Origin of the sequence: Streptomyces sp. NPDC008137, from assembly GCF_042957035.1 — a bacterium.
GTDB lineage: Bacteria > Actinomycetota > Actinomycetes > Streptomycetales > Streptomycetaceae > Streptomyces.
In genome coordinates this window covers 113,452-139,195 of sequence record NZ_JBIBHN010000002.1, presented here as the reverse complement: position 1 = coordinate 139,195, position 25,744 = coordinate 113,452, and the positions used below count along the sequence as shown (strand labels likewise).

General features: G+C 69.8%; 22 protein-coding genes and 2 pseudogenes. 11 read left to right on the top strand and 13 right to left on the bottom strand.

The genetic code is table 11. From position 1 onward, the window contains the following. Window positions 1-75: 75 nt before the first annotated feature. A complete protein-coding gene (locus tag ACFZBT_RS03950) occupies window positions 76-909 on the top strand; it encodes a class II glutamine amidotransferase (RefSeq protein ID WP_391098022.1) in 834 nt (277 codons plus the stop codon). A gap of 34 nt (window positions 910-943) precedes the next feature. Here the strand turns inward: ACFZBT_RS03950 and ACFZBT_RS03945 are convergent, their stop codons facing one another. The 6 genes and pseudogenes from ACFZBT_RS03945 to ACFZBT_RS03920 form a co-directional block, all read right to left on the bottom strand. Next, window positions 944-1,453, bottom strand: a complete 510-nt coding sequence (locus ACFZBT_RS03945; protein ID WP_391098020.1) for an O-acetyl-ADP-ribose deacetylase — start codon at window positions 1,451-1,453, stop codon at window positions 944-946. Next, window positions 1,450-2,859, bottom strand: coding sequence for an FAD-dependent oxidoreductase (locus tag ACFZBT_RS03940; RefSeq protein WP_391098019.1), 1,410 nt, complete (start codon window positions 2,857-2,859; stop codon window positions 1,450-1,452). Before ACFZBT_RS03940 ends, ACFZBT_RS03945 begins: the two co-directional genes overlap by 4 nt. 160 nt (window positions 2,860-3,019) lie before the next feature. Continuing rightward, window positions 3,020-3,865 carry an inositol monophosphatase family protein gene (locus tag ACFZBT_RS03935; protein WP_391098017.1) on the bottom strand — a complete coding sequence of 282 codons (846 nt, stop codon included), beginning with the start codon at window positions 3,863-3,865 and terminating at the stop codon, window positions 3,020-3,022. Window positions 3,866-3,986: 121 nt separating this feature from the next. Further along, on the bottom strand, window positions 3,987-5,816 hold the full coding sequence (locus tag ACFZBT_RS03930) for a gamma-glutamyltransferase (RefSeq protein WP_391098016.1): 1,830 nt from the start codon (window positions 5,814-5,816) through the stop codon (window positions 3,987-3,989). Window positions 5,817-6,281: 465 nt separating this feature from the next. Further along, window positions 6,282-7,025, bottom strand: coding sequence for an acetyl-CoA C-acyltransferase (locus ACFZBT_RS03925; protein ID WP_391098015.1), 744 nt, complete (start codon window positions 7,023-7,025; stop codon window positions 6,282-6,284). Window positions 7,026-7,075: 50 nt separating this feature from the next. Next, window positions 7,076-7,348: pseudogene (locus ACFZBT_RS03920) on the bottom strand (beta-ketoacyl synthase N-terminal-like domain-containing protein); the annotation flags it as partial. A gap of 301 nt (window positions 7,349-7,649) precedes the next feature. On the opposite strand from ACFZBT_RS03920, the gene ACFZBT_RS03915 reads away from it, so the two are divergent. Further along, on the top strand, window positions 7,650-8,243 hold the full coding sequence (locus ACFZBT_RS03915; RefSeq protein ID WP_391098014.1) for a CGNR zinc finger domain-containing protein: 594 nt from the start codon (window positions 7,650-7,652) through the stop codon (window positions 8,241-8,243). A gap of 31 nt (window positions 8,244-8,274) precedes the next feature. Here ACFZBT_RS03915 and ACFZBT_RS03910 read toward each other — a convergent pair whose 3' ends face one another. Further along, a complete protein-coding gene (locus tag ACFZBT_RS03910) occupies window positions 8,275-9,123 on the bottom strand; it encodes an MBL fold metallo-hydrolase (RefSeq protein WP_391098012.1) in 849 nt (282 codons plus the stop codon). A 220-nt stretch (window positions 9,124-9,343) separates the two neighbouring features. Here ACFZBT_RS03910 and ACFZBT_RS03905 point away from each other — a divergent pair, with 220 nt between their 5' ends. The 5 genes and pseudogenes from ACFZBT_RS03905 to ACFZBT_RS03885 all read left to right on the top strand — a co-directional run. Next, window positions 9,344-10,519, top strand: a complete 1,176-nt coding sequence (locus tag ACFZBT_RS03905) for an alpha/beta fold hydrolase (protein WP_391098011.1) — start codon at window positions 9,344-9,346, stop codon at window positions 10,517-10,519. A gap of 2 nt (window positions 10,520-10,521) precedes the next feature. Next, window positions 10,522-11,439, top strand: a complete 918-nt coding sequence (locus ACFZBT_RS03900; RefSeq protein ID WP_391098009.1) for an alpha/beta fold hydrolase — start codon at window positions 10,522-10,524, stop codon at window positions 11,437-11,439. Between the two features lie 480 nt (window positions 11,440-11,919). Continuing rightward, a complete protein-coding gene (locus ACFZBT_RS03895; protein ID WP_391098007.1) occupies window positions 11,920-12,708 on the top strand; it encodes an enoyl-CoA hydratase-related protein in 789 nt (262 codons plus the stop codon). 41 nt (window positions 12,709-12,749) lie between these two features. Continuing rightward, window positions 12,750-13,466 carry a flavin reductase gene (locus ACFZBT_RS03890; RefSeq protein ID WP_391098005.1) on the top strand — a complete coding sequence of 239 codons (717 nt, stop codon included), beginning with the start codon at window positions 12,750-12,752 and terminating at the stop codon, window positions 13,464-13,466. A 241-nt stretch (window positions 13,467-13,707) separates the two neighbouring features. Continuing rightward, a pseudogene (locus tag ACFZBT_RS03885) lies at window positions 13,708-13,984 on the top strand (FAD-binding protein); the annotation flags it as partial. A 250-nt stretch (window positions 13,985-14,234) separates the two neighbouring features. On the opposite strand, the gene ACFZBT_RS03880 reads toward ACFZBT_RS03885, so the two are convergent. The 4 genes from ACFZBT_RS03880 to ACFZBT_RS03865 all read right to left on the bottom strand — a co-directional run bounded on the left by ACFZBT_RS03880 (window position 14,235) and on the right by ACFZBT_RS03865 (window position 19,362). Beyond that, a complete protein-coding gene (locus tag ACFZBT_RS03880) occupies window positions 14,235-15,533 on the bottom strand; it encodes a DUF3533 domain-containing protein (protein ID WP_391098004.1) in 1,299 nt (432 codons plus the stop codon). Between the two features lie 254 nt (window positions 15,534-15,787). After that, window positions 15,788-16,597 (bottom strand): SDR family NAD(P)-dependent oxidoreductase, encoded by an 810-nt coding sequence (locus ACFZBT_RS03875; protein ID WP_391098002.1) that lies wholly within the window; start codon window positions 16,595-16,597, stop codon window positions 15,788-15,790. Between the two features lie 498 nt (window positions 16,598-17,095). Further along, the gene (locus ACFZBT_RS03870) at window positions 17,096-18,523 is read right to left on the bottom strand and encodes an aldehyde dehydrogenase family protein (protein ID WP_391098001.1); all 1,428 of its coding nucleotides are present in this window, start codon (window positions 18,521-18,523) and stop codon (window positions 17,096-17,098) included. 11 nt (window positions 18,524-18,534) lie between these two features. Beyond that, window positions 18,535-19,362 (bottom strand): SDR family NAD(P)-dependent oxidoreductase, encoded by an 828-nt coding sequence (locus ACFZBT_RS03865; protein WP_391098000.1) that lies wholly within the window; start codon window positions 19,360-19,362, stop codon window positions 18,535-18,537. Between the two features lie 72 nt (window positions 19,363-19,434). Between ACFZBT_RS03865 and ACFZBT_RS03860 the strand changes: the two genes are divergently transcribed. Continuing rightward, on the top strand, window positions 19,435-20,025 hold the full coding sequence (locus ACFZBT_RS03860) for a TetR family transcriptional regulator (protein ID WP_391097998.1): 591 nt from the start codon (window positions 19,435-19,437) through the stop codon (window positions 20,023-20,025). A gap of 671 nt (window positions 20,026-20,696) precedes the next feature. Here ACFZBT_RS03860 and ACFZBT_RS03855 read toward each other — a convergent pair. Then, window positions 20,697-21,062 carry an RICIN domain-containing protein gene (locus tag ACFZBT_RS03855; RefSeq protein ID WP_391097997.1) on the bottom strand — a complete coding sequence of 122 codons (366 nt, stop codon included), beginning with the start codon at window positions 21,060-21,062 and terminating at the stop codon, window positions 20,697-20,699. Between the two features lie 146 nt (window positions 21,063-21,208). Further along, window positions 21,209-22,162: a LysR substrate-binding domain-containing protein gene (locus ACFZBT_RS03850; protein ID WP_391097996.1), complete on the bottom strand. Its 954-nt coding sequence runs from the start codon at window positions 22,160-22,162 to the stop codon at window positions 21,209-21,211. Window positions 22,163-22,331: 169 nt separating this feature from the next. Here ACFZBT_RS03850 and ACFZBT_RS03845 point away from each other — a divergent pair, with 169 nt between their 5' ends. The 3 genes from ACFZBT_RS03845 (at window position 22,332) to ACFZBT_RS03835 (ending at window position 25,720) form a co-directional block, all read left to right on the top strand. After that, entirely contained in the window at window positions 22,332-23,453 is a 1,122-nt protein-coding gene (locus tag ACFZBT_RS03845) for a PrpF domain-containing protein (RefSeq protein WP_391097995.1), read from the top strand. Between the two features lie 103 nt (window positions 23,454-23,556). After that, window positions 23,557-24,810 (top strand): SLC13 family permease, encoded by a 1,254-nt coding sequence (locus tag ACFZBT_RS03840; RefSeq protein WP_391097994.1) that lies wholly within the window; start codon window positions 23,557-23,559, stop codon window positions 24,808-24,810. A gap of 235 nt (window positions 24,811-25,045) precedes the next feature. After that, window positions 25,046-25,720, top strand: a complete 675-nt coding sequence (locus ACFZBT_RS03835; RefSeq protein WP_391097992.1) for a hypothetical protein — start codon at window positions 25,046-25,048, stop codon at window positions 25,718-25,720. The last annotated feature ends 24 nt before the right edge of the window (window positions 25,721-25,744 follow it).

The following is a 25,744-nucleotide window of genomic DNA, read 5'->3' as shown; positions in this document are numbered from 1 at the left end:
TTCGCTGAGGTCCACGCGCACCACCTACGCAGCCGTGCGGTCCCGCCCGGGCGGCTCGGAACGGGGGTATCGACCATGTGCCGCTGGCTCGCCTACTCGGGCACGCCCGTGCTGCTCGACGACGTCCTCTACCGGCCGCAGCACTCGCTGATCGACCAGAGCCTGCACGCGCGGATGGGTGTCGAGACCACCAACGGCGACGGCTTCGGGATCGGCTGGTACGCGTGGCATCTGCGGACGCCCGCCGTCATCCGGGACACCGGTCCGGCCTGGAGCAACCGCAATCTGCGGGAGATCGCCGACCACGTCCGCTCGTCGCTGTTCTTCGCCCATGTGCGCGCCTCCACCGGGACGGCCGTGCAGCAGACCAACTGCCACCCCTTCCGCCACGGACGCTGGCTGTGGATGCACAACGGGGCGATCGCCGGGTTCCACGATCTGCGCCGGGACCTCATGCTGACCGTGGACCCGGCGCTGTTCCCGGCGCTGGAGGGTACGACGGACTCCGAGGTGATGTTCCACGTGGCCCTCACCTTCGGGCTCGACGGCGACCCGCCGGGCGCGGTGGCCCGGATGGCGGGGCTCGTCGAGCGGCTCGGGCACGAGCACGGAGTGGCGCAGCCGCTCCAGATGACGGTGGCGGTGACCGACGGCGAACGGGTGTGGTTCTTCCGGTACTCCAGCGGCGGGGACTCGCGGTCGCTGTACTACAGCAGCCGGGTGGACGACGTGCGTGCCCTCCACCCCGACCTCGCGTTCCTGAGGCACATCTCCGAGGAAACCCGACTGGTCGTGTCGGAGCCGTTGGGCGATCTTCCCGGCGTCTGGAACGCGGTACCGGAGAGCAGCTACGGCGTCGTCCAGGCCGGCCAGGACGTACTGCGGCCCTTCGAGCCCGAGCCCGTGTGATCGCGCCCGGCGCGGGGTGTGTGCGCCGGGGGTCTCAGCGGAGCTGTCGGGCGAACGCCTCGTACGCCCGCTCGTCGAAGAGGACGAACCGCGCCTTCTCGACGTCGGTCCGCGCCGCGCGCACGGTGTCGACCGCGATACGGGCGGCGTCCTCCATCGGGTAGCGGTAGACGCCGGTGGAGATCGCCGGGAAGGCGACGGTGCGGGCGCCGAGTTCGTCGGCGACGCGGAGAGACTCGCGATAGCAGGAGGCGAGGAGGCCGGAGCGGTCCTCGGTCGCGCTGAAGACGGGGCCCACGGTGTGGATGACCCAGCGCGCGTCCAGGTCGCCCGCGGTGGTGGCGACCGCTTCGCCCGTGGGCAGGCCCTTGCCGTAGTGCGAGGCGCGGAGCTTGCGGCAGTCCTCGAGGATCGCGGGACCGCCGCGCCGGTGGATCGCCCCGTCGACGCCTCCCCCGCCCAGCAGGGAGGAGTTGGCGGCGTTGACGATGGCGTCGACGCTCTCGCGGGTGCTGTCGCCCTGGACGAGTTCGATGGAGGTCATGGCTGCCTCAGCCGCCTCCAGACGGCCTTGGCCGCGTTGTGCCCCGACATGCCGTGCACCCCGGGGCCGGGCGGGGTCGCCGACGAGCAGATGAAGACCGCCGGGTGGGGCGTGTGGTACGGGAACGGGGTCAGTTTGGGGCGCAGCAGGAGCTGGAGTCCGGAGACCGCGCCGGAGGCGATGTCGCCGCCGACGTAGTTGGCGTTGCGGGCGGCGAGTTCGGGCGGGCCGGCGGTGGCGCGGGCCAGGACACGGTCGCGGAACCCCGGGGCGAAGCGCTCCAGTTGGCGTTCTATGGCGTCGGTGAGGTCGCCGGTCCAGCCGTGCGGGACGTGGCCGTAGGCCCAGAAGACGTGCTTGCCCGCCGGCGCCCGGGTGGGGTCGACGACGCTCGGCTGGACCGTGATCAGGAAGGGGCGGTCGGGGGCCCGGCCCTCCCGGGACGCCGCGCGCAGTGCGGTGCCGATCTCCGCGCTGTTCGCGCCGATCTGGACCGTGCCGGCGACACGGGCCTCCTTCGCGGTCCACGGCACGGGCCCGTCCAGCGCGTAGTCGATCTTGAAGACGCCCGGGCCGTAGCGGTAGTCGGCGTAGTGGTTCCCGAAGCCGGCGATGCGGGCCAGGGCGGTGGGCGAGGTGTCGAAGACGTACGCCCGGGCCGGGGGCAGGTCGTCGAGGCGCTTGACCTCGTAGTCGGTGTGGACGCTGCCGCCGAGGTCGCGCAGGTAGGCGGCGAGGGCGTCGGAGAGGCTCTGGGAGCCGCCGCGGGCGACGGGCCAGCCGCGGGCGTGCGCCGCGAGGGCGAAGACCAGGCCGATGGCGCCGGTGGCGAAGCCGCCGAGCGGTGCCATGACATGCGCGACGAGCCCGGCGAACAGCGTCCTGGCCGGTTCGTCGCGGAAGCGGCGCATCAGCAGGGTCGCCGGGGGCAGGCCGACGAGGCCGAAGCGGGCGAGGGTGACCGGGTCGCGGGGCAGCGCGGTGAGCGGCAGGGACATGAAGTCCCGGGCCAGGGTGTCCCACTTGGGCAGGAAGGGCTCGACGAGCCTGCGGTAGGCCCCGGCGTCTCGCGGCCCGAAGGAGGCGGCCGTCTCGCCCACCGACCGGGACAGCACGGCCGCCGTGCCGTCCGGGAAGGGGTGCGCCATGGGCAGCTCGGCGTGCAGCCACTCCAGGCCGTACCTTTCGAGCGGCAGGGCGCGGAACGCCGGTGAGTTGATGCCGAGGGGGTGCGCGGCGGAGCACGGGTCGTGCCGGAAGCCGGGCAGGGTGAGCTCCTCGGTGCGGGCTCCGCCGCCCACGGTGCCCCGGGCCTCGAAGACGGCGACGGAGAAGCCGCGGCGGGCCAGCTCCACGGCCGCGGTCAGTCCGTTCGGTCCCGCACCCACTACGACGGCATCGAGCATCGACGGCACCTCTGACCCCTTCGTCAGCCGACGGCCACTGAAGGTCAGGATATGCCCGGGGACTGACAGTCACCGGGCGCGGGTGATTTCCGGCCCGGAGGACGCCCGGAGAATGGCTGGAGCGCTGTTCGAGCGACCAGGCGTGTACGGTCGGTGACCGTCACGCGCCGCCCGCCAGCAGTCCCGCCACATGCCGGGCCGTGGCCGCGTCGCGGGCCGCGGTGAAGGGGAGGTCGTTACCGCCGGTGATGCGGAACGGCTCTCCCGCGCGCGTCAGGTGGGCGCCGCCCGCCTCCTCGACCAGGAGCAGCCCGGCGGCATGATCCCAAGCGGCCTCCCAGCTGAATGCGGTGGCGTCCAACTCGCCGCGGGCGATGGCGAGATACTCCAGTCCGGCCGAGCCGCACGGGCGCGGCGCCACACCGTCGGCGCGCAGGCAGAGCAGGGCGTGCTTCTGTTCGTCCGTCGTGTAGTCCGGGTGGGAGGTGGCCACGCGGAGGTCCCGGCCGGGCTCCGGCACCCCGGCGAACAGCCGCTCGCCGTCGAGGTAGGCGCCCTTGCCGCGCCGGGCGGTGGCGAACTGTTCGCGGGCGGGGGCGTAGGTCCAGGAGGCGAGCAGGGTACCGCCGTGCGCCAGCGCGACCAGGGTGCAGAACCCGGCGTCGCCGTGCACGAACTGCCGTGTCCCGTCGACCGGGTCGACGATCCAGACCGGGGCGTCGCCGCATATCGCCTCGTACGACGCCGGGTTGGCGTGGACCGCCTCCTCGCCGACCACGACCGAGCCGGGCAGCAGGTCGATCAGGACGTCGGTCAGGTACAGCTCGGCCTTGCGGTCGGCGTCCGTCACCAGGTCGTGCGGGCCGTTCTTCTCGTCCACCTCGTGCGCGGCGAGCCGGCGCCAGCGCGGCATGATCTCGGTGGCGGCGGCCTTGCGGATCGCCTCCTCGACGTCGGAGGCGCGCTGTGCGAGAAACTCTTCGATGGTTTCGTTGCTGTCGATCACCCCTCCATGACAACACGCGCCACTGACAATGCCCGCATGCCGGGTGCACCCCGGGTGGCATCACGATGAACGATGGACGCCGGCGGGTCCGCGCGGGCCGGGCGACGGCGGCCCTGCCGGGTCACCGGCCAACCGCGTATCCCTGCATGCCGCGCGGGTTCGCCGCCGCCGACAGCACGCCCGTCTCCGGGTCCCGCGCGACCGCGCACAGCCGGCCCTCCGACCAGGGGCCGCCGACGGTCACCTCGTGGCCGCGCCGCCGCAGCTCCGCGACGACCTCCGGGTCGAAGCGGGACTCCACGGTGACACTCCCCGGGCGCATGCCGCGCGGGTAGAAGGAGCCGGGGAAGCTGTCGTTGTGCCAGTTGGGGGCGTCGATCGCGCCCTGCAGATCGGGGCCGCCGCGGACCTGGGCGCGCAGCGCGACGGCGAGGAAGAAGTGGAGCTGCCACTGGTCCTGCTGGTCCCCGCCCGGGGTGCCGAACGCCATGACGGGCACCCCCTCGCGCAGGGCGATCGAGGGCGTCAGCGTGGTGCGGGGGCGGCGGCCGGGGGTGAGGGAGCCCGGCAGGCCCTCCTCCAGCCAGGTCATCTGGAGCCGGGTGCCGAGCGGGAAGCCCAGTTCGGGGACGACGGGGTTGGACTGGAGCCAGCCGCCGCTGGGCGTGGCCGAGATCATGTTGCCCCAGCGGTCGACGACGTCGAGGTGGCAGGTGTCGCCCCGGGTGGTCCCGTCGCCGAGGACCTCCGGTTCGCCCGGCACGGGGGACGCCGGGCTCCTGGCGACGGTCGGTTCGCCGACGCCCAGGGCGTCGTAGCCCTCCTGGGCGGCGGCCGCCACGCGCGCGTGCGCGCACAGCCTCGGGGTGCGTCCGCCGGGGCTGCCGGGCCTGAGGTCGTGGTCGGACCGATCGCCGACGAGGGCACGCCGGGCGGCGTTGTACCCGTCGGACAGCAGGTCGTCGAGCGGCACGTCGGCGGCGTCCCCGTACCAGGCCTCGCGGTCGGCCATGGCGAGCTTGCAGCCCTCGACCAGGAGGTGGACGTAGTCGGCCGAGCCGTACCGGGGCAGCTCGGGCGGGAGCAGGGCGAGCTGCTGGAGCAGGACCGGGCCCTGGCTCCAGGGGCCGGGCTTGCAGACGGTCCAGCCGTTCCAGTCGTACGTCACCGGCGCCTCGTAGGTCGCGGACCACGAGGCGAGGTCGGCGGCCGTGAGGGTGCCGGTGTGACGGGTGCCGCTGGTGTCCAGGGTGGGGCGCGCGGCCTGGCGGACGAGGGCCTCGGCGATGAATCCGGTGCGCCACACCTGCCGTGCGGACTCGATCCGGGCCTCCCGGCCGCCGGCCCCGGCGGTCTCGGCGAGCAGGCGCTTCCAGGTGGCGGCGAGCGCGGGGTTGGCGAAGAGCTCGCCCGGCCGCGGCGCCTTCCCACCGGGGAGGTACACCTCGGCCGACGAGGTCCACTCCGTCTCGAACAGCTCGCGCACGGTCTCGACGGTCTCCCCGACGCGCTCCACGGGCGCGTGGCCGTGCTCGGCGTACCCGATGGCGTACGTCAGGACGTCGGCGAGGGACTTGGTGCCGTGGTCGCGCAGCAGCACCATCCAGGCGTCGAACGCTCCGGGTACGGCGGCGGCGAGCGGCCCGGTGCCGGGGACGAGGTCCAGACCGAGGCCCCGGTAGTGCGCGACGGTCGCTCCGGCCGGTGCGACGCCCTGCCCGCACAGCACCTGGACCTCACCGCCGGCCGGGGCCAGCAGGATCGGCACCTCGCCGGCCGGGCCGTTGAGGTGCGGCTCCACGACGTGAAGCACGAACGCGCCCGCCACGGCCGCGTCGTAGGCGTTGCCGCCGTCCTCCAGCACGGCCATCGCCGACTGCGAGGCGAGCCAGTGTGTGGAGGACACCATGCCGAAGGTGCCGCTCAGGGTGGGACGAGTCGTGAATTGCATACCTGACCTCGGGTTTGTGTACATCGACGGGCTCACGCGAGAGCGAAATGGGCCAGCGGGGAGAATCTGGGGAGAACGAGCGCGAGACCATCTCCTCTAGGTAGCCCCATCTCCACCTCCAGCCGGGGCAGGCTGTCGATGTCGGCCACTGCCGCACGCAGCGTAGATGCGCGCTACCGACCGACACCACCCTTCTCACCAGGCCGAATACATCCCCAGGTAAGCAGCAGCCCCGCCTCACACACGGGCCACCTGCATGAAGGCGACGCTGTGCTCATCACCCACTCGCGATGCTCCGCACCGGTGCAACCGAAACAATGGTGGAGGACAACGGGCTTCGTCTCCTCCAGGTCGGCATCGGTTGCGACCTCGTACGCCATTGGCGCCGGACAGCCGGTGTCGCCGCCGCCTACCGCTCGGTGCAAAGACGCTGCGACCGGCTCCGGCCCTCAGCTCGACCGCCCTTCACCTCTCGAGCACGACAGCGAGACCTTGGCCGACGCCGATGCAGATCGCCACGACTGCGATACCGCCGCCCCGGCGGGCGAGTTCGTAGGCCGCGCGACCGATGATGCGCCCTCCGGACGCTCCGAGCGGGTGCCCCATCGCGATGGCTCCTCCGTGCCCGTTCACCTTCTGCGGGTCGAGGTCTCCCCACAGCCGCAGACAGGCGAGCGACTGTGCTGCGAATGCTTCGTTCAGCTCGACCAGATCGACGTCGGACCATGTGCGCCCGGCACGAGCGAGTGCGCGGTTGGCCACCTCGACGGGAGCGACTCCGAAGATGTCAGGGTCGTTGCCGAAGGCCGCGCGGCCGGCGATGCGGGCGAGAGGTTCGCCGTCGAGCACACCCTCGCGTGCGACGAGCACGGCGGAGGCGCCGTCATTGAGGGGTGAAGAGTTCCCGGCGGTCACCGTGCCGTTGGCGGCGAACGCCGGGCGCAAGCCGGCGAGCACCTCGACGGTGGATTCGTCGCGGATGCTTTCGTCGCGGGCGAGGTGGTGGCCGTCGACTTGGACGATCTCGCGGTCGAAGGTGCCGTCCGCCCATGCGCGGGCGGCCAGGCGATGGCTGCGCCGCGACGCGTCCTGCTCCTCACGTGAGATCCGGCGGATGCCGGCAAGGTTCTCGGCGTTTCGCCGTTGGAGATCGTCCATTTCTTCGGCAGGCGGGGGTTGACCATGCACCATCCGATCGACGTGTCCCACACCGTCTGGTTGCCCGATGGGAAGGGCTTGGTGCCCTTCTCGACGACGTACGGCGCGCGGCTCATCGACTCCACGCCGCCCGCGAGCACGATGTCGGCGTCTCCTGCCTCGACGGCTCGTGACGCCTGGATGACGGCCTCGACCGAGGACCCGCACAGGCGGTTGACTGTGACTCCCGTGACTGAGGTGGGGAATCCGGCGAGCAGTGCGCCGAAGCGTGCGACGTTGCGGTTGTCTCGCCTGCCTGGTTCGCATCGCCGAATATCACGTCGTCGATGCGCGCGGACGGCGGCTGCGGTGTCCTCGACGATCTTGTCGATCATTATTCCTCCACGCGTTCGGGCGTCGCGCGACCTCTCCAGTGATTTCACATGGCCGACCCGCGTGGTGACGGTGCACGACGATCGACATCATCTGACGTAGGCATAGCCTCTATGCTTACGTCATATCACATCGTGGGCACCTTGGGCGGACTCGATGAGGTGCAGCACCCCCGGCCTTACGGCCACCGCGCGATGCCGCACACTCGCAGGAACGTCGAACGCACGGCATCGCCGTTAGGGTCGCCTCGGCGGCGATCCCGTTCTCCTCGCCAATAAGGACTGGAGCTAATAAACTATGCCTATGTCTGAACTCGCGAGCGAGCGCTACACCGACCGCATCACCACCGGGCCGCTCATCCTCGTCCAGGAGGTCCTGAACACGCGCGCCGCCGGCAAGCCCGCGCTCGAGGACCTGCTCTCGACGCCGGATTCCGCGACGTCGTGGCTCGCCAGTGCTCTGGACGAATGGAGTCGACGTTCCGGGGCGCAGGCGCCCGCGATCGAGGTCGACGAACCGGGGCTGGTGCGGCTTCAGCAGCTACGCGCGTCGCTGCAGATGACGGTGTCGGGTTCGGTGCGCGATGCTCCGGTCCGGTCCGCGCCGAAGGGGGTGAGCGGCGCGCTCGAGGTGCGGATCGACACCGATGGCGTCTTCTCGGTGGCGCCGCGGGGCAAGGACGTCCCGTGGGTTGTCGCAGCCGTGCTCAACGAGATCACGAACGCCCAACTCACGGGTACGTGGCGTCGTTTGAAGATGTGCCGTAACCGGGTCTGCTCGGTTGCGTTCTATGACGGCACGAACCCAAACAACGGGGTCTGGCACGACGTGCGCATTTGCGGTAATGCCGTGAACCTTCGGGCCTCACGGCAGCGTCGGGCGGCCGCGCGCGCGTAGCGCGCCGCAGGCCGACCGACACGCCGACTGCTCAGCCTTTGGCTGCCCGGCAGGAGCCCCACAGCGCACCGGGATTGATGCGGGACGGGTGACGCTCCAGCATGTACTCGTAGAGTTCGAGGGTGCTGCCGGTGCGGCGCACCCCACTGTCGAAGTCACGGATGTAGCGGCGGGTCTCCTCGATGTGACGGGGATCGTCATCGGCGGCCGGATCCTTGTGCCCCGCGACAATGGCGGTCGGCGCCAGCGCCTCGACCGTGTCGAGAGCCCTCAGCCACTCGGCTCGCCCCTCCGCGTCCGATGCCGCGAGCATGAGGTGCACGTTGTTGTAGATCACGTCGCCCGCGACGACCAGCCCCAGGTCGGGGACGTGCAGGCAGGTGGTGTTGTCGCTGTCGGTGTGTCCCAGGCGGACCGGGCGGACCTCCGCCCCGCCCACGGTCAGGGCCTCGCCGTCCAGCGGTTCGGCGAGTACGAGTCGCTCAGGGATCTGCCCGGGGAACCATGCGCGCCAGACCGCCTTGAGGACCTCGGGCGAGGACTGGTAGGCCATGTCCTCGACGACCTCGGGCAGCGCGAAGGCGCGCGCAACGGGGTACTGCCGCAACACGGCTCCGAGACCGAACCAGTGATCCCCATGGCCGTGCGTGACGTACACGCTCGTCACCGGGGCGCCGCGCTCACCGAGCCACCGCAGCAGCCCCTCCGACTGCGCGATCGTGAAGAGCGGATCCACGAGCAGCGCCTCTCCCCCGTTCGAGATGAGGATGCTCGACGTCGGTGACCAGGAACGCTCGCTGAGGTCGGGCGGCACGTCGGAGTTGGTGGTCGGCATGCCGTCCGCGATGTGCACGGCGTAAGCCAAAGCGTTCGACGTCATTTGGTGGACTCCTCGAATTCTCGGGTGGTCGCTCCCACTCCGGCCGGAACGCAGAGGGAGCCGGAAGGCCCGGTCCTCTTTCCGTCGATCACAGAGCGATGACATTGACGCAAGCATAGACCCTATGCTTACGTCATAGAGCTCGCGTCGGCCAAAGATCTCGGGAGCCACCGGCTCCGGTTCGTCGCCGCAAGAGAGCGATCGCCAAAGGAGACACGAGATGAACAGCCCAGCGACGCAGGCGCCGACCGTGGTGCTCGTCCACGGATACCTGGACGACGGCGCCATCTGGAACAGCGTTCGCACCGTCCTCGACGAGCGGTCGATTCCCTCGATGGCTTTCGAACTCGCCGGCATGGGTGGGCGCGCCTCGGATCCAGGACCGTTCACGCTCGCCCGCTGGGCCGACGACCTCAAGAGCGTCGTGCGCGCGACGGAGGGCCCCGTCGTACTCGTCGGCCACAGCATGGGCAGCCAGATCGCCGAACTCGTCGCCGCCCGCCTGGCCGATCAGGTGCGCTCGCTCGTCCTGGTCAACCCGATCCCGCTGGCGGGCACTCACCTGCCGCCGGAGCAGATCGCCCCCTTCCAGGCACCGGATCTCGGATTCGACGCGCAGCGCGCCTTCCGCGGTGCGCTCGCCACCGCGTTCCCGGCCGAGGAAAACGACCGGCTCGCCGAAGTGACGCTGCACGTCGACCCGTCGGCGATCTCCGACACGGCGACGGCCTGGAACAACGGACATCCGGACGGACAGCGGCCCAGCGAGTTCCACGGAAGCGTCACCGTCCTGCGCGGAGAGAACGACCCCTTCGTCACGGAAGAGATCGTCTCCGCGTATGTCACACCCCGCTTCCCCGGTGCCACCTCGCAGACGATCTCCGGCGCAGGTCACTGGGCGCATGTCGAGAACCCGGCAGCGGTCGCCGCCGTCATCACCACGGTCGCCGAGGCGACCGCGTCGAACGCCACCGACGGCCTCCCGGCCAAGGCTTGGACGGCCGCGTTCGAGCAGCGCACTCAGGACTCCTTCGCGGCGGCACTCTCACCGAACGTGCGGATGGAGGCGAGCGCACTCGCCAAGCCGGTCGAGCGCAAGGAGCACGTCGAGGCCCTCATGGCCGCGGTGAGCTCCGTGTACGAACGGCTCGAGTTCGTCCGGAACGTGCAGGACGGCACGCGGACGTATCTGGAGTGGGAGGCCGCCGCGTTCGGCGGCATCGAGATGAAGGGGATCACGATCCTCACGCGTGATGACGAAGGGCTCATCACCGAGATCGCCATCCACCACCGGCCCCTCGGTGCCGTGGTGCAGATCAACGCGAAGGTCGGGGGACCCCTCATCGAGGCCGGCCTCATCCCCGCCGAGTACTTCAACTTCACGGAAGGCGAATAACCATGACAGAACGCATCGACGTAGAGTTCACGGCGGACGGGGGCGTGACGCTGCGCGGCTGGCTCTACCTGCCGGACGCCGAGGGCCCGCGCCCGGCGATCACGATGGCGCACGGATTCGGCGGCAACCGCGAGATGGGCCTCGACCCGTACGCGCGCAAGTTCGCCGACGCCGGGTTCGTGGTGCTCGTCCACGATCACCGCACGTTCGGCGCCAGCGACGGCGAGCCCCGCAACGACATCGACCCCTGGCGTCAGATCGCGGACTGGCGCCGCGCGATCAGTTTCCTGGAGGCCCGGCCCGAGGTCGACCCGGACCGCATCGGGGTGTGGGGTACAAGCTTCGCGGGCGGTCACGCGATCGTGCTCGGGGCGACGGAGGTGCGGATCAAGTGCGTGGTGTCGCAGGTGCCCACCATCAGCGGATTCGAGCAGTGGCAGCGGAAGGTCCCGCCGGAGCGCATCGCCGCTTTCGAGCTCGCCCAGGCCGACGACGAACGCGCCCAGGCCGCGGGCGGTGAACTGCGATACCAGACCTCCATCGGCGACGATCCGGCCGACCCGGCCCTGTACACCAGCCCGGACGCGCTGCGGTTCTACCGTGAGCTGGTTCCGCCGGGCCGCGAGAACAACACGGTGACGTTGCGTTCCAGCCGGGCCGCGCGGCTGTACGAGCCGGGCGTCTGGATCACTCGGGTCTCGCCCAAGCCGCTCATGATGATCGTCGGGACCGGTGAGACGGTGATCCCGGCCGACATCCAGCTGGCCGCCTTCGAGCGGGCGCTGGCCCCGAAGGAGCTGGTGCTGCTGCCCGGCGGGCACTTCGACGCCTACAAGGTGCACTTCGAGGAATCCAGCGGCGCCGCGCTCTCATGGTTCCGCACCCACCTCGCCCCGGACGCGGCCTCGACCGGCTTGTGAAATGGACGCGGTTCGGGATGCTGATCGAACCGTCTCCACAGGCGGGTGACCGCGACCTGTCACGGTCGACTACACCACCGAGGCGCCGCAGTCTCGACGCGGTGCCCGCCGTCGACCGGGTGGTCGTCGGGCAGCACGTGGCCGTCGTACAGGGGGCACCGGTATCGGTCGAGGTGATCTCCCACCGCGCAGGGTGTACCACCGCATCCCGCTCAGCTTCCGCTACGTCGACGGGCTCATGCGACTTCTGCCCTCATGACCGTCGGCCACGACGACCACCTCATCCCCCACCGACCTCGCACTGACGGCCCACGAACGAGCACTGGAACCCGAGCGGCCGACGTTCATCGGCGGTGGCCACTTCGCCCCGTGCAGCACGCAGTCCCCCATCGCCGCGCAGTCCGCCCTGGACTGTTTCGGCAAGCACCACACCTGACCGACAGCGACCCCGTCCGCACTGTCCCGAGCCAAGGAAGTCCCATGTCCGTACTCACCCACTCCCTCGACGGCGACGTCGCCACGATCGTCCTCGACAACCCCCCGCAGAACCGCTTGGCGCCCGAGTTCACCCAGGAACTCAGCGACACCGTCGACGCCATCACCCGCAGCCCGGCCCGCGCCGTCGTACTGCGGGCCGAGGGGCCCGACTTCAGTCACGGCGGCGACTTCCGCCCCTGGGTAGGCGCCGACCGCACCGGCCTGCGGGCCGATTTCGACCACGCCCTGGCCGTGATCAACCGGTTCGAACAGCTTCCGATCCCGGTCGTGGCCGCGGTGCAGGGGCTGTGCTACGGCGGCGGCTTCGAGCTCGCGCTGCGGGCCGACATCATCCTCGCCGGTGAAAGCGCCCGCTTCGGCCATCCCGAGCAGTCACTCGGCATCGTCACGATCCTCGGCGGGATCCAGCGTGTCGCCGAGCGGGCCGGCCGGGCCCGCGCCTACGAATGGGCACTGACCTCCGAGCAGGTACCCGCCACGGTCATGGCCGAGGCCGGCGTCATCAACCGCGTCGTCCCGGACGAAGAACTCCGCGCCGAAGCCGCGTCCTTCGCCCGCAAGATCGCCGCAGGCCCCACTCGGGCGCACGTGGCGCACAAGGCGCTGCTGCGCTCCTGGACCACGGGCGGCATCCCGGCCGCCGACCAGCAACTGTCCGACCTCGCCGTCCCGCTCTTCGAGACCGAGGACGTCAAGGACGGCCTGGACTCCGCCGCCAAGGCCCTCAAGGAGGACCGCCCCCGCCCCGTACTGCCCTTCAAGGGCCGCTGACCCGCAACTCTCCCCCCACACTCACCGCCAAGGGACACCACATGATCATCGACTCGGCCGACCTGGACGCGAAGTCCGCCTACAAGCTGCTCATCGGCAGTGTCATTCCTCGCCCCATCGCGTGGGTGAGCACCCTGTCCACCGAAGGCGTGGGCAACCTGGCCCCCGTCTCCTTCTTCACGGTCGTCGGGCGCAAACCGCCCCGGATCTCCCTGTCGTTCCAGCCCCGCTCGGACGGGGCCACGCTCAAGGACAGCTTCGTCAACATCCGTGACACCGGCGAGTTCGTCACCAACATGGCCACTCTGCCGCAGATCGAGGGACTGAACCGCAGCGCCTTCGAGTTCGAGCCCGATGTGGACGAGTTCGACGCGGTCGGGCTGGAAAAGGTGCCGTCCGAAACCGTTAGTCCGCCGCGTATCAAGGGCGCGCCCATCGCGTTCGAGTGCACGGTCGAGCACATCTTCTCGTCGCCCGACGGGCTCAACAACGTCGTCTGGGGCAACGTGGTGCGCTTCTACGTCCGTGACGACCTCTATGTGGGCGGCCGGATCGACTTCGGTGCCATCGCTCCGGTGGGACGACTCGCCGCCGAATACACCGTCGTGGACAACGCGTTCGAGACGCCGCTCGACGCGGAAGTGGTCCAGGAGCGCGCCAGTCGCCGAATGCTGCGTCTGGATCGCAAGGACGCGTACTACTCGCCGATCGACACGCCCGCCTGGTCGCCGTCCGGCTCCACAACGACACTCGACTAAACCGTCAGGACGTGACGAGGTGACACCCCTCGCGGGTCCGGCAGACCGCCTGTCCGGCACCCCGAGTTTGGTGCGGACCGCGCCCACCCGCCGGTGTGTCACCTCGCACCCGTCCGCTCAATTGCTTGTGACGCCATAAGCGTTTGGTTCAGAAAGCCCGTTACTTCCTGCCTCACCCAGCCGACCGCGCAGCCGCCCACCAGAACGGCCCCGAGTCACCTGTTCTCAATGAGGAGAGCACGTGTCGCGGAAGAACTCTTCCACGAAGCCAGACGAGCCCCGAGGCGACTTCGCGTACGACTACGACGTAATCGTCGTCGGCTCCGGTTTCGGCGGATCCGTCACCGCCCTTCGACTCATTGAGAAGGGTTATCGCGTAGGCGTGTTGGAAGCGGGCCGCAGCTTCACGTCCGACTCGCTGCCCAAGAACTCCTGGGACGTCAGGAACCGCAGCGGAAAACATCACCGACTGGGAAGGAGAGTTGAAGCCCTACTACGACCAGGCCCGGCGCATGCTCGCATGGTTTGAGGTCAACTCAGTTCCAGCCAAAGAAGACCGATCGGTTTCCGGTGTGGAGCTCGGGCGACGGCGGGCGCCGAACATCATGACCGAAGGGCATCCCAGCCGGAGCGAGGGTTCGGCGGCTGCGTGAACACCGCCGCCGAACCCTTGGGGTGTGCACGCCTCCCGTCCCCACCGAGGGACGCGCACCGAGGGCCACTCCGCACAATGGCCCCGTCTCTGGTGTGCGTGAGTACGGCGGTCCGCTACGCCTTGACGGCAGGTTCCTTATGCCGCGTCTCCGCGGGGGTACGGTGCAGCCCCTTGCGGTCGTACCAGCCCGTCATGCCGAAGCCGAACAGTGCGGCTGCCGCGAGGCCGGCGGCCATCATGACCCAGCCCCGGGTCAAGCCCGCGTCGCCCTGTGCGTCGTAGTAGAGGATCGAGCGGACGCCGCCGACGATCTGGCGCATCGGCTCGAACTCCGCGAGGAAGCGGTAGAAGCCGGGCAGCGACTCGATCGGGGTGGTAGCGCCGGCCGTCGGCACGGCCATCGCAATGAAGACCAGCGTGACCACCAGCATGCCGGGGGTGCCGAAGACGGCGAGCAGGGCAAGGGCGCCGATCCCGGAGACGGCGATGGCGGCCACCGAGTACAACCACAGCAGCGGCAGGTGGGAGGCGTCCATCCCCATGATGCCGATCGTTCCCACCATGACCAAGGTGCCCATCAGTAGGGACAGGGTCGCCATGAGGGTGCTGCTCATGGCTAGGCTCTGCACGCGCGTGGCCTTGATCAGCGGACGATGGATGCGCAGCGGGCCCATGTCGTTGTGGGTGTAGCCGAGGGCGTGGTCGACCTGGCCGCTGATGACGTTGGCGGAGAGCATGCCGCAGACCACGAGGACGAGCGCGTAGTAGAACGCCGACAGGCCCAGGCCACTGTGAGAGTCGAGTGGATGCCCGTCCTTCACGGTCACCGCGGCCGGATCGGCCAGCAGGACGCGGGCCGCCGTCGGTGACTTGACCTGCTGAGCTTGGGTCTGCGCGGTCAACTGCTTGCCCAGTTGGAGCGAGGCTCCCTCAGCCGCCGTCGTCGTCGCCTGCCGGGCGACGTTGGAGCCTATGCTGCCTGCGGACTGGTTGGTAAGCACCGTCAGCTGCGGACGGACCGGATTATCGGTTGCCGAGGATCCGGTCAGCGAGGCGACGGAGGAGGTGAAGTCAGCGGGGACGACCAGCGCGCCGTACAGCCTGCCCTTGCCGAGTTCCTCCGTCACCTCCTTCTCGTCCATCACCCTCCAGTCGATCTTGCCGCCACTCGCGGTGGAAGTCTTGATCGACCCGGTGATCTGCGCCCCGAGATTGACCTGCTTGCCGCCGACACTGGCCCCCTTGTCGGAGTTGACCAGGCCGACCGGCAGATTCTTCGTATGTCCGGCCGGATCGATATTGGGGCCGACGTAGAAGATGCCGAACAGGATCGCGAGGACGCCTGTGATGACGCCGCTTGCCATCCAGAGGGCTCTGGCACGCAGCACGCGGAAGGGGTGGATTCCATTCATGACTTACTCCGGTCTGGGCAGCACATTTACATCAGTGAGGAGACCGGACGGCGCCATTGCAGGCCCGGGAGCTCTCTGGGGTTCAACCCTCGGCTTGCGCAACCGCAGGGGAACACGGCGACCACTCGGCACCCCACTGGACCACTGTCGTGACCGCCCCCTGTGGGGAACCAGCCGGTCGCCTGTGGTCAGGTCGCGGTCTCGCCGATGCGGCAGAAGTCGGGACCCTCCAATTGACGGTGGTCCGGAGAGTGTCAGTGATTGGGCCGGCGCGAGCGCATCTGCCACTGCGTCATCGCACCGAAGGCCAGAACGTTGGCTCGGCGGGTGGTGAAGCGCGAGGTCAGGGTCATCACCCAGTTGAAGGTACCGGAGACGGCGCTGGGCGGCGGGTTGCGCCGGTCCAGCGTGCGCAGTGCGGTGGTGACCACCTGGCGCGGGGTCTGCAGCCGGACACCGCGGGCCATGTCGTCGGAGCCGGCCGTGTCGAAGAACTCGGTGCGGGTCGGCCCCGGGGAGAGGGCGAGCACGCGCAGGCCGGTTCCTCGCGATTCCTGCCACAGCGCCTCGGTGAAGTTCAGCACGAACGCCTTGGTCGCCCCGTATACGGCGGCATTCGGCCACGGCTGGTACCCGAGGGAGCTGGCGACGTTGACCAGGACACCGGTCAGCTGGTCGATGAATGCCCTGGTGACGTCGACCAAACTGGCCACGTTCAGGCCGATCTCCTGCTGGACGCGTGCCGGGTCCTCCTGGCGGAACGGGCTGTGGGTGCCGAAGCCGGCGTTGTTGACGAGGCTGGTGACGGTGATCCCTCGCCGGGCCACCTCCTTGGCCAGCGCTTCACCCGCGGCCGGCGCGGTGAGGTCGAAAGGCACCACCGTGGCAGTGATCTGGTACTTCGCGGACAGTTCGTCGGCCAGGGCCTGAAGCCGGTCCGCGCGGCGGGCGACCAGTACGAGGTTCGAGCCGCGCTCGGCGAACTGGCGGGCGAACTCCGCGCCGAGGCCGGCACTCGCGCCGGTGATCAATGTGGACTGGGTGCGGTAGTCGATCTTGTTCATGGCGGTCGGGGACACGGTGCCCTTGCAGGTACCTCCTCCCCTTCTCCTTTCAATCTTGCGACGGTTGGCAACCGTCATCGGGTGCTCATCTGTTGCCGAGGCGAGCTCGGAGCCCGGCTGGGCGATGGTCGTGACGATTGAGGTGCCCCCGGCGACGACCTCGGCGCCCCATGCCCGCACCTCGGCCGCGCGGTTGTCCTCACGGCGAATCCACGCGGACCGGCACGTTCTGGGAGCGCAGCCGCTCGGTGACGAGGCGGTCTATGCCGCCGGTGACGTGACGAGAACGAGGTCGTGATCAGCCATCGGTGGCCTCGTTGCGGAGGTGTGCATCTCGGCCAGGCCCTGGCCGCTGCACGGGCGGTCGTGCGTCCTGGTGCTCGACGTTGCCGCTCGGGGTGAACCCCTTTCCGCCATCCTCTGATCGGTCTCGGCAAAGGGGCGGCCGCACCTGCGTGCAGGGGGCACCGGGCTGGCGGATGCCGGTGCTGTCTCCATTTACCGGAGCAGGAAGTCGAGGAGGGTTTCGGTGCGCTTGTTGAAGGGGGCGCGCAGCAGGCGGGTGGCGTTCCAGCGTCCCTGAACGTGGATGCCCTTGGGGTGGCTGAGCGTGCGGAATCCTTCGATGCCGTGGTATCTGCCCATCCCGCTGGCGCCGACGCCGCCGAAGGGGAGGTCGTCCTGTGCGACGTGCATGATGGTGCCGTTGACGGTGACGTTGCCGGAGGTCGTGCGGTCGAGGACCTTGCGCCGCTCGGGGCCGTTGTCGCCGAAGTAGTAGAGCGCGAGCGGCCGCGGCCGCGCGTTGACGTAAGTGATGGCGTCGTCGATGTCGCGGTAACCGAAGATCGGCAGGATGGGGCCGAAGATCTCCTCGTGGGCGATGCGCATGTCGTCGGTGACGCCGAGCACGACGGTCGGTGCGAGGGTGTGCGGGCGGCGGGCCGCGTCGCCGGGCCGGTGTCCGACCTCGATGATCCGCGCCCCGTGAGAGCGGGCGTCCTCTATGAGGCCGGTGAGGATCTTGTACTGCTTGTCGTCGATGATCGAGGTGTAATCGTCGCTGGTGGGACCGTCGGGGTAGGCGGTCTTCACGAGTCTGTCGTAGGTGGCGATGAAGGCGTCGATCTCGGATTCGTGCACCAGGGCGTAGTCGGGCGCGATGCAGGTCTGCCCGCCGCTGAGAAGCTTGCCGAAGACGATGTCGGACACGGCCTGGTCCCGGACGTGTCCCTTGGCCACGATGGTCGGCGACTTGCCGCCGAGTTCCAGCGTGACGGGGACGAGGTTGTCGCTGGCCGCCTTCATCACGGCTCGCCCGACCTCGGTGCTGCCGGTGAAGACGAGATGGTCGAACGGCAGAGAGGAGAACGCGGAGCCGTCGCCGCTGACCATCGTGACCTGCTCCGGCGGGAAGAGTTCGCTGAGCATCGACGCGAGCACCGCGTTCGTCGCCGGGGTCAGCTTCGACGGCTTGAGCATCACGCGGTTGCCGGCCGCGATTGCGGTGACGACAGGCATCAGCGACAGGTTGACGGGATAGTTCCACGGCGAGATGACGCCGACCACACCGAGCGGCTGGTACTCGATGCGGTTGCTGCCGAAACGCAGCAGCGGCTCGATGTGGCGGCGGGTCGGGCGCATGAACCGGCGGAGGTTGCGGCGCAGGTAGTCGATGCCCTGCACGACGCCCACGACTTCCATCAGCGCGGTCTCGTGTCGCGAGCGATGTCCGATGTCGGCGTTGATCGCCTCCTCGATGGCGCCGCGCCGGGCGATCAGCGCCGCCCTGAACCTGGTCAGATCGCTGCGCCGCGCCTCCAGGGAGGGCGCTCCGTCGCGGACGTAGGCGGCGCGCTGAGTATGGAGGATGTGAAGGAAGCGCTCCGCGTCGGTGGGCTGGCTGGTGACGTCGGTGATGGTCATGATCGTGTTCCTTAGCTGTTGACGAGGGCGGCGGGGGCGGGGTGCTGCGGGCGCTGGCGGCGGTCCATCCAGCCCATGAGCCGGACCATCGAGCGGCGCGACAGGAGCCTTCCGAGGAGAGCGACCGGCCGGCCGTTGGTGACCACCGACGGGGGCGCGGATCGGCGGTCGAGTGTGTCGAGGGCGATCTTCACGACCTGCTCGGGGGTGGCCCGCTTCGTGCCGTAGTCGGCGGTGCTGCCTGCGACGTCGTAGAACTCGGTCCGGGTGGCGCCGGGGTTCACGGCCAGGACGCGCAGGTTGGTGCCGCGGGTCTCCTCCCACAGTGATTCGGTGAAGTTGAGGACGAAGGCCTTGGTGGCGCCGTAGGCGCTCATGTAGGGGGTCGGCTGGAAGCCCAGGAGGCTCGCGACGTTGATCAGGACGCCGGTGTCGGCGGAGGTCAGCGGGTCGATGTAGGCGCGGCTGAGGTCGACCAGCGCGCTGACGTTCAGCGCGATCATGCTTTGCAGGCGGTCGGGGTCCTCGTCGGTGAACGCGTCGTGGGTGCCGAAGCCGGCGTTGTTGACCAGGCCGGTGGCGTGGATGCCGCGGGACTCGAGTTCGGCGCGCAGGGTGCGGCCGGCGTCGGGCCGGCCGAGGTCGCGGGCGACGGCGGTCACCGTGACGCCGTGGGCGCGGGTGAGTTCGGCGGCCAGGCTCTCCAGCCGGTCCGCCCGGCGGGCCACGAGTACGAGGTTCGCGCCACGGCGGGCCAGCTGGCGGGCGAATTCGGCGCCGAGGCCGGAGCTGGCGCCGGTGACGATGACGGTCTGTCGGTGGTAGTCGATTTTGCTCATGGGTTCACTCTACGCACGCTTTTGCACTGAGTGCAAGTAGCTGCATCAAGTGCGACGAAGTACCATTGGTGCATGCCTCAGAAACCAGCCCCCATCCGGGAACAGACCCGCTCCGTGGTCCGGTCACTGCTCGCCCGTACCGCTATCGAGCTGTTCGGCGCCAAGGGCTTCGACAACACGACCCTTGATGAGGTCGCCGCCGCCGCGGGCGTCTCCCGGCGGACCCTGTTCAACTACTTCCGCAACAAGGAAGACCTCGCGCTCAGCGGCCTGGACGAACAGGGCGAACTGATCGCCGCGCGCCTCGCCGAGCGCCCGGCCGACGAGGATGCCTGGGCGGCGCTGCGCGCGGCGTTCCAGGTGCTCGAGGAGATCGACATAACGGCCGAAGGGCGCCTGGAGTTCATCACGCTGCTCTTCGGCAACGACTCCCTGCGTGCCGGACACGCCGAGAAGCAAGCCCGCTGGCAAGACCTGTTCGCTCCGCTGATCGAGCGGCGCCTGCCCGACTCCGACCGGCGCACCCTGCAGGCCCGCGCGATCGCGGCCGCAGCGATCGTCTGCATGCAGGCGGCCAACGAGGAATGGGTACGCCTGGGCGGACAGGTCGACGTGTTCGACCTCTACGACACCGCCGTGCAGGCCATCCGTCGCCCCACCTGAAAACGGCCGCATCCAGCTCCACCACGCTCGTCGGCGTGGGGATCACGGCCCGAACCGCCTGATCACGCCGGCAAGACCGAACAATGCGACCTGGGTGCCGTAAAAAGGTTGACGTTGGCGTGGCGGCTGGGCCAGATGTGTGCCAGCAGGTCGTCACCAACAGGTCGGCCGGCCCGGCGCAGCGCGGTGACCACCGAGGCCGTAGTGCTCGGTGGTCCAGGTGACGATCGCGGCGGTGGCCACCATCAGGCACCACATCTGCTCGGATCGCTGCTCGCAGTGCTGGCGCCGGACCCGCACCCTCTCCGACGTAGGCGAATTCCCGGTGCAGGACGTGCAGGTTCTTGCCCTTGTTCAGCTGCCGGGCGATTCGCCGCCGATACGACTCGCCGCAGGCCGACAGCAATCGGCCGGGTTCTCCCCAGCCGCTCCCCCTGGGGAGCGGCTGGGGAGTTTCTCGTCGCTCGGGGAGGCTCCGGGGAGTTTGAGCGACACAAGCCAGAACCCCTCTGAAAGACGCCGAAAGACACGTTCCCGCAGGTCAGAAACTCAATAGGTTCCGAAAGCCCAGGTCAGCGCCCGAACCCCGGGGCCTCCATGCCGAAGGTGCCCTGGAGGGTGGGACGGGACGTGAACATGGGGGGATCTCCTTCTCCGGCTCCCCCGGGAGGCTATCCGTCGCCACCGCCCCGAGCTCCGTCGGCGGTGCTGCCCTCGTCGACACCCAGGGAGAGTCCGCTGGAGCGGTTGACGAGGAAGTAGTACCCGTCACCGGTGAGCGTGACAGCCCAGTGTTGCTGAGGGGCCTTGGCGTCCTCCCGGATGCCGACGTTGCCGCCGTCCGCGCGGGAGAGACCCGCGACCTCCAGGAGTCCGCCGCTGCCCGCACCCTTGATCTTGTAGTAGCCGTCTCCGGTGCCGCTGAAGGTCCACTTCTGGTCCGCCTGGCCGCGCCACGGCCGCTGAAGGACGTCGGTGCCGTTGGCGGTGCCCGCGTCCGCCACGTCGGCGACCTTGCCGCTGTGCCGGCGGGCCACTCGACCAGCTTCGTCGCTTACGCGTTGGACCGGCGTGACGGGGTGCTCGGCACGCATGGATGCAGTGACATCGGATGTATTACGAGCCACCGATAGCCCGCAGGTCGGTTGAACAGGCGCACAACCGCACCTGCTTGACCCGCGCCTCAGCCGCGCCGGACCGCCCCGAGCTGGGCCCGGTGCAGACCGGGGGCGGTGAACCGCTGCGCCACCGTGCGCAGGACTCGGGCCATCGCCTGGGCGGGCGGGGTGGCCGGGCGGGCCGTGGCGCGGGCGAGGAGGATGCGGCGGGTGGGGGCCGGGACGTCGGAGGCGAAGGGCAGGAGGCGTACGTCGCTGCGCCGGCTGGTCAGGGCCAGGCGGGGCGCGAGGGCGATGCCGAGCCCGGCGGCGACCATGGCTTGTGCCTCCTGGTAGTCGTGCGAGGAGTAGGCGATCCGCGGCTCGAATCCCGCCTGGCGACAACTCCGGCGGAGCACGTCGGCGACGGGGTGGTTGTCGGCGCGGATGATCCACTCCTGGTCGGCGAGGTCGCCGAGGCGCACCGAGGGATGGGTGCGCAGGGGTGAGTCGGCGGGGACGACCAGCACTGTGGGGTCGTCCAGGAGGTGGGTGAAGGAGAGCGCCGGATCATCGAGGCGGTTCCACTCGTAGTCCCAGAGCAGGCCCTGCTCCACCTCCCCGGTGTGCAGCATCTCCCGGAGCTCCGCGAGGACCCCGGCGCGTACCTCGATGCGGATGCCCGCGTGGCTGCGCCGGAAGCGGGTGAGCGCGAGCGGCAGCAGGGACGCGCTGGCCGTGGGGAAGGAGCCCAGCCGCAGCGTGCCCTGGTCGAGTGCCGTGAAGGAATCCAAGTCGGCCTGTGCGGCACGCAGTTCACGGCGGATCACCCGGCCGCGTCCGGCCAGCGCGGCACCGGCCGGGGTGGGGCGGATACCGCGCGGCAGCCGCTCGATCAAGGGCTGCCCTACCTCCTGCTCCAGCAGGGACATCTGCTGGGAGGCGGCGGAGGTGGTCATGCCCAGCGCCTCCGCCGCCGCGGTGAGCGAACCGCGTTCGGTGGCCTCGGTGAGCAGCAGCAGTCGGCGCACGTTCAGCATGCGTTCGACTTTAGCTGAGCTAAACCCATGTGTAGCGAACTGCGATTGTTCCGAAGTCACGCCTCTGCGAAGGTCTCCGCAATCGCCGAGCGGTTCACCGGCCCGTAATGCGCCCGTGACCACCGCTTCGGCCTTTCCCTCCCTCCCGTGATCAAGGAAGTGCTCAGACGTGCACACTCCCGCGACCCTGGTGCGTGGCGGCACCAGCAAGTGCTGGCTGTTCAACCAGGTCGACGTCCCCGCCGGTCGTGACGAACTGGAGAAGCTGCTGGTCTCCGCGTACGGCGCCGGCGATCCCGGGGAACTGGACGGCGTGGGCGGGGCGACCCCCACCACCTCGAAGGCGGCCGTCGTCAGCGCCTCCCCCGAACCCGGCGTGGACGTGGACTACCTCTTCGCCCAGGTCGGTGTCGGCACGGGCTCGGTCGAGTGGACGAGCAACTGCGGCAACTGCGCCACGGGGGTCGCGCTGTACGCGGTCGCGAAGGGCATGGTGGCGATCACCGGCGATCAGACGCGCGTGGTGATGCGCAACACCAACACCGGCTCGGTCCTGGAAGGACTCGTGGACACCACCGGAGGCGTGGTGCGCCACTTCGGCCGTCAGACGATACCCGGCACCCGGGCCGGCGGGGTCGCCGTCGGTCTCACCTTCCGCGATCCGGCCGGCGGCACCACCGGTTTACTGCTTCCCACCGGTCAGGCGGCGCAGGACCTGCGGGTCACCGCCGGCGAGCCGGTACGGGTGAGCATGGTGGACGCCGGGGCCCCGGTCGTCCTCGTCGACGCCCTCGGAGCGGGCCGTACCGGCGCCGAGCCCCCGGAACGGATCAGCGCGGACGTGCCCTGGCTGCGCACCGTGCGTCATGCCGCCGCGCCGCTGATGGGGCTGCTCGAGCCCGGCACGGAACCGGGCGACGCGGTGCCCAAGGTGGGCCTGGTGGGTCCGCCCGTGCCGTACACCACCACCCTCGGGGACGAGATCGCGGCCGAGGAGTACGACATCTCGGTGCGCATGCTCAGCATGAACGCCCCGCACCCCGCGATCGGCCTGACCTCCGCCGTCGCCGTCGCCGCGGCCGGACTCGTCGAGGACTCCGTGATCTGCCGGGCCGCGGGTGGTCCGACCGACGAATGGCTGCGTCTCGGCACACCCGCCGGCATCGTCTCGGTCCGCTGCACCGACATACGGGACGGCCTGCCGCAACGGGTCACCGTGCAGCGCGCGGCACGGCTGCTCGCCGACGCCCGCATCTACGTCCCGGAAACAGGCCGCACGCAGGCCGCCTGAACCGGGACGGACATCACCTCGGTCAGCCGGTCCCCCAGCCGGCCGCACCGGTATACCCTCGCGCCCTCCGGGCGCGCCCCTCCCCCTCGCACCAAGGACAAAGATGTCTGCTGAAGTGATCTCCATAGGCGCGCTGCTGGTGATGTTCGTGGTCGGCACGGTACTGCCGATCAACCTGGGCATCCTCGCCTTCGTCGCCACCTTCGCCGTCGGCACCGCCTCGCTCGGCCTCACCGAGGACGAGATCTTCGAGGGGTTCCCAGCGAAGCTCTTCGTCACCATCGTCGGGGTCACCTACCTGTTCTCCGTCGCCCGCCGCAACGGCACCATCGACTGGCTCGTCGCGGCCGGGGTACGGCTGGTACGCGGCAAGGTCGCGCTCATCCCCTGGGTGCTGTTCCTGGTGGCCGCACTGCTGACGGCGTTCGGCACCTTCACTCCCGCGGCGGTCGCGATCCTCGCGCCGATCGGCATGAACTTCGCCTACCGCTACAAGCTCAACCCGCTGGTCGTCGGCATGATGGTGATCAGCGGCGGACACGCGGGCGCGTTCTCCCCGCTCGCCGTCTCCGGCGCGCTGGTCCTCGGCCTGGTCGACAAGACCGAACTGCAGGTCTCCGCGGTGACGCTGTTCAGCGCCAGCTTCCTGATCAACCTGGTGCTCTCGGCCCTCACCTACGCACTGCTCGCCAAGCGCCCCGCCCCACTGGCCGAGGGTTCCGAGGAGGCGTCCGGGGACGAGGACGTCTCCGTGTCCGGCAGGCCCGACTGGCGCCAGTGGCTCACCCTCGCCTGCCTGGTCGCCCTCGTCGTCGGTGCTCTCGGCTTCCATCTGGAGATCGGCTTCCTGGCCCTGGCGGCCGGTGCCCTGCTGGCCCTGGTGGACATGAAGCGACAGGAGAAGGCCGTGGACGGCGTCAGCTGGGCCACCCTGCTGCTGGTCGCGGGCATGATGACCTACATCGCCATGCTGGAGAAGGCCGGCATCATCGAGAGCATCTCCGAACACGCGGCGGGCCTGGGCGCACCGGTCGCCGTCGCCCTGCTGCTGTGCTTCACCGTGGCCATCACCTCCGCCTTCGCCTCCTCCACCGCGATCCTCACCGCGATCATCCCCATCGCCGTGCCGCTGCTGCTCTCCAGCCACCTCAGCGCCGCCGGACTGATCGCCGCGCTCGCCGTCTCCACGACGATCGTCGACACCTCGCCCTTCTCCACCAACGGCGCGCTCGTCCTCAGCAACGCCCGCGGGGTGGACTCCCGCCGCTTCTACCGCCAGGTCATCGGCTACACCGGCGGCATCGTCGCCGTCGGGCCCGTCGTCGCCTGGGGCGCGCTGGTCCTGCCCTGGTCATAAGAGGGCGGCTATGTCCTGGCGAACAGCGGGGACTTGGGACATGTCGCGAATTACCCCAGATGGATGGAGAAGGCATGGATCAAGGCTGCGCAGCGCGACCGCATCACCGCGAACGGTATTGCCGACGCCCTGAGTTCCAGGCCGCGCTTCCGCCCCGCAGGCAGCCGTGTGACACTGGCGTCCCGTCCGCCGTGCGGGCCCGCTCCGCACCGTCCGTCCCCCACAGAAGGGCGCCGTGCGTTCCCTACCTCTGCCCCTGGCCCTGACCGCACGCCTGTCCCCGGTGGTCGTGCTCGCGACCATGGGCTGGGCTCTGTCCTCCGGTCCGCTCGCCGCGCCGCAGGACACCGAGCACACCTCGGCCGAGGAGAAGACCGAGACCCAGTCCGCGTCCGGCCCGTCGACGGAGACGGTGTCCAAGGCGTACTCGGCCGCGCCCGCGCCCTGCGAGAGCGTCGCCAAGAAGACGGTCGAGTCGCTGGTGCCGGGCGCCAAGACGGCCGGGAAGGAGATCCCGTCCACGGACTCGGACCTGCGCCGCACCTGCTCCTGGAACGCCCTCGACGGCTACGACTACCGCTGGCTCGACGTGTCCTACGAGGTGCTGGAGTCGGACGAGGCCGCGCAGAAGGCCTACAGGAAACGCACCGAGGAGAAGAGCGGCGGCGGCGCCGTCCCGGGCCTCGGCGACAGCGCGTACTCCATCGTCAACCTCACCACCGAGGACAAGCAGGAGACCCGCGAGGGCCAGGTGTTCGTCAGCGCCTCCAACGCGCTGGTGACCATCACGTACAACGGCAGTGACTTCGAGTCGAAGAAGGCGCCCAGTACGGACACGATCAACAAGGGCGCCATCAAGGCCGCCAAGGAGGCGGTGGCCGCGCTGGAGGCCGAGGGCGGCAAGGGCTGATCGCCCTCCAGCGCACCCACCCGG

What these genes read in the sequence shown, in the direction of transcription:
- ACFZBT_RS03950 (WP_391098022.1), top strand. Translation starts at nt 76, where the DNA reads ATGTGCCGCTGGCTCGCCTACTCGGGCACGCCCGTGCTGCTCGACGAC.
- ACFZBT_RS03945 (WP_391098020.1), bottom strand. Translation starts at nt 1,453, where the DNA reads ATGACCTCCATCGAACTCGTCCAGGGCGACAGCACCCGCGAGAGCGTC.
- ACFZBT_RS03940 (WP_391098019.1), bottom strand. Translation starts at nt 2,859, where the DNA reads ATGCTCGATGCCGTCGTAGTGGGTGCGGGACCGAACGGACTGACCGCG.
- ACFZBT_RS03930 (WP_391098016.1), bottom strand. Translation starts at nt 5,816, where the DNA reads ATGCAATTCACGACTCGTCCCACCCTGAGCGGCACCTTCGGCATGGTG.
- ACFZBT_RS03915 (WP_391098014.1), top strand. Translation starts at nt 7,650, where the DNA reads ATGTCTGAACTCGCGAGCGAGCGCTACACCGACCGCATCACCACCGGG.
- ACFZBT_RS03910 (WP_391098012.1), bottom strand. Translation starts at nt 9,123, where the DNA reads ATGACGTCGAACGCTTTGGCTTACGCCGTGCACATCGCGGACGGCATG.
- ACFZBT_RS03905 (WP_391098011.1), top strand. Translation starts at nt 9,344, where the DNA reads ATGAACAGCCCAGCGACGCAGGCGCCGACCGTGGTGCTCGTCCACGGA.
- ACFZBT_RS03900 (WP_391098009.1), top strand. Translation starts at nt 10,522, where the DNA reads ATGACAGAACGCATCGACGTAGAGTTCACGGCGGACGGGGGCGTGACG.
- ACFZBT_RS03895 (WP_391098007.1), top strand. Translation starts at nt 11,920, where the DNA reads ATGTCCGTACTCACCCACTCCCTCGACGGCGACGTCGCCACGATCGTC.
- ACFZBT_RS03890 (WP_391098005.1), top strand. Translation starts at nt 12,750, where the DNA reads ATGATCATCGACTCGGCCGACCTGGACGCGAAGTCCGCCTACAAGCTG.
- ACFZBT_RS03880 (WP_391098004.1), bottom strand. Translation starts at nt 15,533, where the DNA reads ATGAATGGAATCCACCCCTTCCGCGTGCTGCGTGCCAGAGCCCTCTGG.
- ACFZBT_RS03875 (WP_391098002.1), bottom strand. Translation starts at nt 16,597, where the DNA reads ATGAACAAGATCGACTACCGCACCCAGTCCACATTGATCACCGGCGCG.
- ACFZBT_RS03870 (WP_391098001.1), bottom strand. Translation starts at nt 18,523, where the DNA reads ATGACCATCACCGACGTCACCAGCCAGCCCACCGACGCGGAGCGCTTC.
- ACFZBT_RS03865 (WP_391098000.1), bottom strand. Translation starts at nt 19,362, where the DNA reads ATGAGCAAAATCGACTACCACCGACAGACCGTCATCGTCACCGGCGCC.
- ACFZBT_RS03860 (WP_391097998.1), top strand. Translation starts at nt 19,435, where the DNA reads ATGCCTCAGAAACCAGCCCCCATCCGGGAACAGACCCGCTCCGTGGTC.
- ACFZBT_RS03850 (WP_391097996.1), bottom strand. Translation starts at nt 22,162, where the DNA reads ATGCTGAACGTGCGCCGACTGCTGCTGCTCACCGAGGCCACCGAACGC.
- ACFZBT_RS03840 (WP_391097994.1), top strand. Translation starts at nt 23,557, where the DNA reads ATGTCTGCTGAAGTGATCTCCATAGGCGCGCTGCTGGTGATGTTCGTG.